The following is an 8,130-nucleotide window of genomic DNA, read 5'->3' on the forward strand; positions in this document are numbered from 1 at the left end:
TGGAACCTAAAGCAACTGTTATGCTTGCTGATTTTGTAGGTTCAGATTTGAGTCGTCTGACCGGAGAACTTGAAAAGTTGATTATCACTTTACCTGCCGGGCAAAAACGCGTAACTCCTGAACAGATAGAAAAAAACATAGGCATAAGCAAAGATTATAATAACTTTGAATTGCGCAGTGCTTTAGTGGAAAAGGATATATTAAAAGCAAATAAGATAATAAAATATTTTGAGGAAAATCCGAAAACTAACCCAATCCAAATGACGCTGTCTTTATTATTCAGCTTTTACTCCAATCTAATGTTGGCTTATTATGCACCGGATAAATCAGAGCAAGGGATCGCAAATATGCTAGGACTAAGAACTCCCTGGCAGGCCCGGGATTATATGGCAGCAATGCGAAAATATAGCGGAGTAAAGACGATGCAGATTGTTGGAGAAATACGATATGCTGATGCAAAATCCAAAGGAGTCCAAAATAGTTCTATGACAGATGGAGATATTCTTCGTGAATTAGTGTTCAAAATTTTGCATTAAGTAGGATTAAGAATTACCTATATAATCAGACATATACTTTTACCGTAGATAGAAACGGGAAGTATATGTCTTTTTTTGTATTCCCGCAATTACTTCCATTATAAAAAAGACTTTCACAATGCCAGTGATTATTTTACAAATAGATTTACTCCTTTTGTAGTTTTATAGAGTTACCCATTTAACGAACTACACAAAGTATATTTTTAGAATTTTGTATTGATCTATCTTCAAGGAAACTTTTTCTTTTAAATAGGAGCTTTAATTTTTAAACGAGAAAAGTTTACTTATTCTTGAGTTTATCAAAAAAGCATTTTGGATTTTAAAGGTATCGTTTTATAGTGAGAATGGAGATTTTTTCTTTTCTCTAAAATCATCCATTAGTGTCATTTTGATAATCCAGAGTATTTTTGATTACTATAAGCCTATTTTTTCTAGTTTAATAGAAAAATAGAATCTGAATTATAGGGGTAAGTGTTTGTATTTCATTTGTTTATGCTAAAAATGAGCTTCCTAGAATTGAAAAAAAATAAATAAGTGGAGATCGGTACGGAAATATTGCAAGGATTCTCTTTTTAGAGAAGATTGTAAAGGATGATTAGAAAAAAATAGCAATATACATTGGTAAAGTATGAGTTGATCCCTTCCTTTTATTGCTTTTGCAACTATCAATATTTACTTTTGTGTATTTATGTGGTTACAAATGTGTCGTATACTTATGTAAATGAATTCCAAATGTAATCAAAAGATGGTGTTTACAATAATATATTTATGCATTTACAAAAATAATACTCTATATACAAATGTAGTTTTTCAGGCATTAACAAATACTTTTATCCCTATTATCTTATTATAAATCAAGATTATATAGTTTATTATATCAATTAGTGGTATAAGAGCCTTCTATATGTGGTATGTATATTTGTGAATGTCTCTATTTGAGTTTCATTTGTGTTATATATGTGATTGTATATCTGTGTTTTATGATATATAATTAAACTAAAGCTATATGCTTATAATAACTCGTTTTATTCTATATGCAAGCGTAATATTCGATTTGTATAATATAATACACTTTTGTAATATTAATATTTTTATATTTGTAATTTGCTTTTGTGAATCTAATTATTTACCTTTGTATAATCGATGAGATAGTGCGTATTTTTGTGAAATAGGTACATAACACATACAATTGTAATAAAAAGAAGGTAGTATGGAAATAAAAGACAGAATCAGAATGATAATGGAAAGAGAAAAAGTTCCTCCTAGAGTTTTTGCTGAAACAATTGGAGTGCAACAATCTACTCTCTCTCATATTTTAAATGATCGGAATAAACCCAGCTTAGAGGTCGTTATGAAGGTTCATCAAAAGTATGACTATGTAAATCTTGAATGGTTGCTTTATGGTAAGGGCGAAATGATGGTGTCTGAAGAAGGAACTTCCTTTTCTTCTTCTAATCACGATTATCTGCCTTCTTTATTCGACGAGAATCCCGTAAATCCGTCCAAAGAACCGACTCTTCCGGAAAATCGCAAGGAAACGCCGTTAAGAAACGCCGAAAATGCCCCCAAAGAGATTGTAAAACAGAAGATTAGGTATATAGAAAAGCCTGCCAGGAAAATCACGGAAATAAGAATATTTTTCGATGATAATACCTATGAGACGTTTCGACCTGAAAAATGAAGAGTAAAATCGGTGGTTTGAGCAATTTCCTGTATCTTTGCACCCGGAATACGAATTTATACTTTTATATCCATACATGAAGAAATTTATTTTAGATCTGACAGTGACCGAGAATATCAGATTGAATGCAAACTATGTATTGCTAAAATTGACCTCTCAGTCATTACTGCCCGAAATGTTACCTGGGCAGTTTGCCGAACTCCGGGTGGACGGTTCGCCTACTACATTCTTACGGCGTCCCATTTCTATTAATTTTGTAGATAAACAGCGAAATGAGGTCTGGTTTCTGATCCAGCTGGTTGGTGATGGAACAAGACGTTTGGCAGAGGTTAATCCCGGTGAAACAATAAATGTAGTGCTTCCACTGGGAAATGCATATACAATGCCTCTGGAGGCTTCTGATAAGCTCTTATTAGTTGGTGGAGGTGTCGGAACAGCCCCTATGCTTTATTTAGGTGAGCAGTTGGCTAAAAAAGGCCATAAACCTACGTTCCTGTTAGGTGCCCGTAGCGACAAAGATCTGTTGCAGCTGGAAGAGTTTGCCAAATATGGAGAGGTATATACCACCACGGAAGATGGTAGCCATGGAGAAAAAGGATATGTTACCCAACATTCTATATTAAATAAGGTACGATTTGAGCAGATTTACACTTGTGGTCCCAAACCGATGATGGTGGCTGTGGCAAAATATGCCAAAAGTAATCAGATAGAATGTGAAGTATCTTTGGAAAATACAATGGCTTGTGGTATCGGAGCATGCTTATGTTGTGTGGAAAATACGACAGAAGGTCATTTGTGTGTATGTAAAGAAGGTCCTGTTTTTAATATAAATAAACTACTATGGCAGATTTAAGTGTAAACATTGGTGAATTACAAATGAAAAACCCGGTGATGACAGCATCTGGTACATTTGGATATGGTGAAGAGTTCTCCGACTTCATTGATATAGCGCGAATAGGTGGTATTATTGTAAAAGGAACTACTCTTCACAAACGTGAAGGAAACCCTTATCCGCGTATGGCAGAGACTCCTTCTGGGATGTTAAACGCTGTAGGACTGCAAAATAAGGGTGTTGATTACTTTGTGGAGCATATATATCCCCGTATAAAAGACATCCAAACGAATATGATTGTAAACGTTTCGGGATCTGCCATCGAAGATTATGTAAAAACAGCTGAAATCATTAATGAACTTGACAAAATTCCTGCTATAGAGCTAAACATCTCTTGCCCTAATGTAAAGCAAGGTGGTATGGCTTTTGGTGTGTCAGCAAAAGGGGCGTCAGAAGTAGTAAAAGCAGTGCGTTCAGCTTACAAAAAGACACTTATCGTAAAACTCTCCCCGAACGTTACGGACATCACTGAAATAGCTCGTGCAGCAGAAGAAAGTGGTGCGGATAGCGTGTCATTAATCAATACATTGCTGGGTATGGCGATTGATGCGGAACGTAAACGCCCTATTTTGTCAACTATAACAGGCGGAATGTCGGGAGCAGCCGTAAAACCTATCGCATTACGTATGGTATGGCAAGTTGCCAAGGCGGTAAATATTCCTGTCATTGGATTGGGAGGTATTATGGACTGGAAAGATGCTGTTGAATTCATGCTTGCAGGTGCGACGGCCATCCAAATTGGTACGGCAAATTTCATAGATCCTGCTGTGACTATTAAAGTGGAAGATGGTATAAATAATTACCTGGAAAGACACGGATGTAAGTCTGTAAAGGAAATAATTGGTGCGCTTGAGGTGTAATTGAAAACATACAATAACCCTTCGCATTAAGTCTGCAAGAAAAATGCTATTTCTCTTTTAAATAAAGAAAGGATAAACAGGCAGGTAGTGGCAGATGAAAAAGAAGTTCGTGTTTAGAGGAATTGTCTACGGACAGAATCTTTAGATTGAAGATAAAATAAAAACGACGGTGAGGATTTACGTAATCTTCATCGTCGTTTTTATTTACACTTTATTTTACTCCCCTAATAGGTCGGGACGAAGTTTTCTGGTGCGTTCCAGGGACTGTTGCAGTTCCCATTCTTTGATCTTTGCTTCATGCCCGGATAATAGAATATCGGGAACTTTCCAGCCTTTATAATCAGCAGGTCGTGTATATACAGGTGCTGCCAGCAAATTATCCTGGAAAGAATCGGAAAGTGCGGATTGTTCATCGGAGATGACTCCGGGAATGATACGTACGATAGCATCTGCCATCACTGCTGCCGCTAGTTCTCCTCCTGTTAATACATAATCGCCGATACTGATTTCTTTAGTAATCAGATGTTCGCGAATACGGTAATCGATGCCTTTAAAGTGTCCGCAAAGAATAATGAGATTCTGTGCCAGAGAGAGAGTGTTGGCCATCGGTTGGTTGAATTGTTCTCCGTCAGGGGTCGTGAAGATAACTTCATCGTAGTCACGTTCTGCCTTTAGAGCATTGATGCAGCGTTCGATAGGTTCTATTTTCATCACCATTCCGGCAAATCCTCCAAAAGGATAATCATCGACACGACGATATTTATCTTCGGTGTAATCACGTAAATTGTGAATGTGTATTTCTGCAAGTCCTTTATCTTGAGCTCGTTTCATGATAGAACAATTGAAGAAACCTTCAATCATTTCGGGTAAAACTGTTATAATATCAATGCGCATAATCTTTTAATTTTTCGCAAAAGTACAAATATTCAAAGATAAACATGTATTTTTGCCTTAAACAATCGAAGAAATATGGATATAAAAGAAAAAATAGAGGAATTGCGTGCCGAACTTCATCGGCATAATTATAATTATTATGTGTTGAATGCTCCTGAAATCTCGGATAAAGAGTTTGACGATAAGATGCGTGAACTTCAGGATCTGGAACAAGCACATCCGGAATATAAAGATGAAAATTCACCCACTATGCGCGTGGGGAGCGACTTGAACAAGAATTTTACGCAAGTGGCTCATAAATATCCTATGTTGTCATTGGCAAATACATATTCGGAAGCGGAAGTGACGGACTTCTACGATCGTGTCCGTAAAGCGCTAAATGAGGATTTCGAGATTTGTTGTGAAATGAAATATGACGGTACTTCTATTTCGTTGACCTATGAAAATGGGAAGTTGGTTCGTGCCGTTACCCGTGGAGATGGAGAAAAAGGCGATGATGTGACGGATAATGTGAAAACAATCCGTTCTATCCCGCTTGTATTACATGGTGATAATTATCCTGCTTCTTTTGAGATACGTGGGGAAATTCTTATGCCATGGGAAGTGTTTGAAGAGTTGAATCGGGAAAAAGAGGCACGTGAAGAACCGCTTTTTGCCAATCCAAGAAATGCGGCGTCCGGTACATTGAAGTTGCAAAATTCTTCTATTGTAGCTTCTCGCAAGCTGGATGCTTATTTATATTATTTATTGGGAGATAATCTGCCTTGTGACGGACATTATGAAAATCTTCAGGAAGCGGCAAAATGGGGCTTTAAAATCTCTGATTTGACGCGTAAGTGCCAGACATTGGAGGAGGTCTTTGAATTTATCAACTATTGGGATGTAGAACGTAAAAATCTACCGGTTGCCACAGACGGGATTGTTTTAAAGGTGAACAGTTTGAGACAACAGAAAAATTTGGGTTTTACGGCTAAGTCTCCTCGATGGGCTATTGCCTATAAATTCCAGGCAGAACGTGCATTGACCCGATTGAATAAGGTGACCTATCAGGTAGGAAGAACCGGAGCAGTCACTCCGGTAGCTAATCTGGACCCTGTACAGCTTTCGGGAACTGTCGTAAAACGTGCATCCTTACATAATGCGGATATCATCGAAGGACTTGATTTGCATATCGGAGACATGGTTTATGTGGAAAAAGGTGGTGAAATTATTCCTAAGATTACGGGAGTAGATAAAGATGCACGTAGTTTTATGCTTGGGGAGAAGGTTCGATTCATCGTCAATTGTCCCGAATGTGGTAGTAAATTAGTCAGGTATGAAGGGGAAGCCGCTCATTATTGCCCCAATGAAACAGCGTGTCCTCCTCAAATCAAAGGCAAAATCGAGCATTTTATTAGTCGAAAGGCTATGAATATTGATGGATTGGGACCGGAAACCGTGGATATGTTCTATCGTTTGGGATTAATTAAAAATACGGCCGACTTATATAAACTCACAGCTGATGATATCAAAGGTTTGGATCGTATGGGAGAAAAATCGGCGGAGAACATTATAACGGGGATTGCACAAAGCAAAACCGTTCCTTTCGAGCGTGTTATTTTTGCTTTGGGAATTCGTTTTGTTGGTGAGACTGTGGCCAAAAAGATAGCAAAATCGTTTGAGAATATAGATGATCTGCAACAGGCAGATCTTGAAAAATTGGTAAGTATCGATGAAATCGGAGAAAAAATAGCCCAGAGTATACTTGCATATTTTGCGAATGAGTCTAATCGTGAGTTGGTTGCCAAGCTAAAAGAGGCCGGACTGCAGCTTTATCGCACCGAAGAAGATTTAAGCGGATATACGGATAAGTTAGCGGGACAGTCTATCGTTATCAGCGGTGTGTTTGTTCATCATTCACGTGACGAATATAAAGAGCTTATCGAGAAAAACGGAGGGAAAAATGTAGGAAGCATTTCTGCGAAAACAAGTTTTATACTGGCTGGGGACAATATGGGACCTGCAAAGCTTGAAAAAGCAAAAAAACTTGGAATAACCATATTAAGCGAAGACGAATTTCTGAAACTTATATCGTAAGATAAGAAAAATATTCGTACTTTTGCGGCTAAATAAATTAGAGATTATAATTAAAACTCATGATACAGACTAAATTGAAAGGAATGGGGGTAGCACTGATTACTCCTTTCAAAGAGGATGAGAGCGTTGACTATGACGCGTTGATGCGTATGGTGGACTATCTATTACAGAATAATGCGGATTTTTTGTGTGTGCTGGGGACTACAGCTGAAACACCGACTCTGACCGAGGAAGAAAAGAAAACTATAAAAAAGATGGTAATTGACCGCGTTAACGGAAGAATTCCTATTCTGTTGGGTGTAGGTGGTAATAATACTCGTGCTATTGTAGAAACATTGAAAAATGATGATTTCACAGGAGTTGATGCCATATTGTCTGTTGTGCCGTATTATAATAAACCTTCTCAAGAAGGTATTTATCAGCATTATAAAGCGATTGCGGAAGCTACGGAGCTCCCCATCGTATTGTATAATGTTCCGGGACGTACGGGGGTAAATATGACTGCTGAAACTACTTTGCGGATTGCCCGCGATTTTAAGAATGTAGTTGCTATTAAAGAAGCATCCGGCAATATTACGCAAATGGATGATATTATTAAAAATAAACCGGAAAATTTCAATGTAATCTCCGGAGATGATGGTATAACCTTTCCGCTTATTACATTGGGAGCCGTTGGTGTGATTTCAGTAATCGGTAATGCTTTTCCTCGTGAATTTAGCCGTATGACGCGCCTGGCGCTTCAAGGAGACTTTGCCAATGCATTAACCATTCACCATCGATTCACGGAATTATTCAATTTATTGTTTGTTGATGGAAATCCGGCAGGAGTAAAATCAATGTTGAATGCCATGGGTATGATCGAGAATAAACTTCGGTTGCCACTAGTTCCTACTCGCATTACCACATTTGAGGCAATACGCAAGGTTTTGAATGAGTTGAATATTAAATGTTGATGCCTTCTTCAGCGAGGAATTCATAATAAACACTTAGATGATTTATTTTAAGACAGTCGCTGTCTATTGTGAAAGGGTTATATTTCTTATTAATTACGTTTTTCGATACAGGTTTTTCACCTTCCTAAAGCATAGCTTTAGGGAACGGATAGCTACGCTTTAGCCTATCTAAAGCATAGCTATTTGAGGGCTTGATAAGAAATTCTAATAGCCATTGTGACATATTTCATTTCCAAGT

7 protein-coding genes are annotated in these 8,130 nt (G+C 37.6%); 6 read left to right on the forward strand and 1 reads right to left on the reverse strand.

What is annotated here, in order from left to right; translation table 11 throughout:
* From holA to BSCG_RS00375, 4 genes are all read left to right on the forward strand, one after another.
* Positions 1 to 536 (forward strand): DNA polymerase III subunit delta (holA, locus tag BSCG_RS00390; RefSeq protein WP_032849914.1); only part of this gene is annotated, 536 nt, incomplete at its 5' end.
* Between the two features lie 1,210 nt (positions 537 to 1,746).
* The gene (locus tag BSCG_RS00385) at positions 1,747 to 2,217 is read left to right on the forward strand and encodes a helix-turn-helix domain-containing protein (protein ID WP_008777628.1); all 471 of its coding nucleotides are present in this window, start codon (positions 1,747 to 1,749) and stop codon (positions 2,215 to 2,217) included.
* Positions 2,218 to 2,293: 76 nt separating this feature from the next.
* Positions 2,294 to 3,070: a dihydroorotate dehydrogenase electron transfer subunit gene (locus BSCG_RS00380; RefSeq protein WP_004295951.1), complete on the forward strand. Its 777-nt coding sequence runs from the start codon at positions 2,294 to 2,296 to the stop codon at positions 3,068 to 3,070.
* Positions 3,058 to 3,969 (forward strand): dihydroorotate dehydrogenase, encoded by a 912-nt coding sequence (locus BSCG_RS00375; protein ID WP_004295952.1) that lies wholly within the window; start codon positions 3,058 to 3,060, stop codon positions 3,967 to 3,969. The genes BSCG_RS00380 and BSCG_RS00375 overlap by 13 nt, the downstream gene beginning before the upstream one ends.
* Positions 3,970 to 4,185: 216 nt before the next feature.
* Here BSCG_RS00375 and trmD read toward each other — a convergent pair whose 3' ends face one another.
* Positions 4,186 to 4,863 carry a tRNA (guanosine(37)-N1)-methyltransferase TrmD gene (gene trmD / locus BSCG_RS00370; protein WP_004295953.1) on the reverse strand — a complete coding sequence of 226 codons (678 nt, stop codon included), beginning with the start codon at positions 4,861 to 4,863 and terminating at the stop codon, positions 4,186 to 4,188.
* Between the two features lie 75 nt (positions 4,864 to 4,938).
* On the opposite strand from trmD, the gene ligA reads away from it, so the two are divergent.
* Positions 4,939 to 6,939 (forward strand): NAD-dependent DNA ligase LigA, encoded by a 2,001-nt coding sequence (gene ligA, locus BSCG_RS00365; RefSeq protein WP_004310411.1) that lies wholly within the window; start codon positions 4,939 to 4,941, stop codon positions 6,937 to 6,939.
* A 59-nt stretch (positions 6,940 to 6,998) separates the two neighbouring features.
* Complete coding sequence (gene dapA / locus BSCG_RS00360; RefSeq protein ID WP_004303039.1) at positions 6,999 to 7,892, forward strand: 4-hydroxy-tetrahydrodipicolinate synthase; 894 nt, start codon at positions 6,999 to 7,001, stop codon at positions 7,890 to 7,892.
* Positions 7,893 to 8,130 lie beyond the last annotated feature (238 nt).

Origin of the sequence: Bacteroides sp. 2_2_4 (assembly GCF_000157055.1) — a bacterium.
In the GTDB taxonomy this organism is placed as follows: Bacteria; Bacteroidota; Bacteroidia; order Bacteroidales; family Bacteroidaceae; genus Bacteroides; species Bacteroides ovatus.